Genomic DNA, 1,166 nt, shown 5'->3' with positions numbered 1-1,166 from the left:
ATTATAACATATGTATATATTCAAAGCACTATATTTATTATTTATTTTTAAATTATTTATCTAACATCTGCATATCCAATTCATCTCATGACTAAAGTCACGAGTGTTCTTAGATTGCATTATAAAATTGAATTGGATTCATTATTTAGTCTCCCTTCTAGATAATTGTTTATCTTTAAGGTAGTAATACACAATCGCAACTCCAACCGCGATAATAGCGACCGGAATCTGTACTTTCATTAAATCGACTAATTCAACATCATATCCTAAGTCAGCTAATGTAGATTGCACTAAGATCATTCCACTTGTTCCTACAAACAAAACTTGTCCGAAGAACCATGCGATATTTTCCATACCACTTGCCATTCCTTTTAAGTTTTCTTCATACTTTTCAGTGACCTTTTTACCATTTTTCTTAGCTGCAGCAGTCGCCATAGGCAATACAATAGGACAAACAAATCCGGCAACGCCACCAAAACTTACATTAAATACCGCAAAAACCAATCTAAACACCCCATAAATTACAAGAACAACACCAGCAGATAGATTTTTGAATTTCATCATTAAATTGGCAGCTGCCTGTTTTAAACCATTTCTTTCTAATGTCCCCGTAACAACCATGACCATCACAAATACACACATACTGCGGTTAGCGATAAAACTAGATCCAAGTGTTTCCAAGAAAGTAACTGGATCCATACCTGCAACAAGTGCAGTCACAATAGCAGCAAACATAATAATCAAAATCGAGTCCAATTTTAATACAAATCCAATTATGACAATTAGAATGCTTAAAGTTTCAATAATTCCATAATCTTTCATTCTATTTCTTACAGATTTTTTTATATCATATCCCTCAACAAAAATAAAAAACAAGCTTAAAAGGCGTGGTTTTCTCTGCGGCTATAAGCCTTTACTGCCAGCTCGCGTCTCAAGGCGCTGCTTTCACTTCGTTCAAGCTATCGCTTTTGACTCTCGCCAGCCCTCAAAGGGCTTTGTTTTTTACTATTTCTTTCTCTTTGCTTTTTCTTGTTTATATGCCTGTTGCTCTGCTTCTGAGAATGGATTTGCGTACTCTTTTACACTCATTTTATCCATTGCTATATCGTGCATTTCCTGCTCTCGAATATATTTTGCAACTGTCGCATCATTCAATCCTACAGTAC

The 1,166-nt window shown here is 35.0% G+C and carries 1 protein-coding gene and 1 pseudogene; both read right to left on the bottom strand.

Annotated elements, in window-relative coordinates; genetic code table 11:
- Positions 1–141: 141 nt before the first annotated feature.
- On the bottom strand, positions 142–822 hold the full coding sequence (locus tag FYJ55_RS10730) for a 5-oxoproline transporter, DUF969 family subunit (RefSeq protein ID WP_154556810.1): 681 nt from the start codon (positions 820–822) through the stop codon (positions 142–144).
- A gap of 183 nt (positions 823–1,005) precedes the next feature.
- Positions 1,006–1,166 (bottom strand): annotated as a pseudogene (locus FYJ55_RS10725) (IS200/IS605 family transposase); the annotation flags it as partial.

Source organism: Holdemanella porci (genome assembly GCF_009696075.1).
In the GTDB taxonomy this organism is placed as follows: domain Bacteria; phylum Bacillota_I; class Bacilli_A; order Erysipelotrichales; family Erysipelotrichaceae; genus Holdemanella; species Holdemanella porci.
Note: the sequence above shows the minus strand (reverse complement) of the source record. Positions and strands in the feature narration are given on the sequence as shown.

What these genes read in the sequence shown, in the direction of transcription:
- FYJ55_RS10730 (WP_154556810.1), bottom strand. Translation starts at nt 822, where the DNA reads ATGAAAGATTATGGAATTATTGAAACTTTAAGCATTCTAATTGTCATA.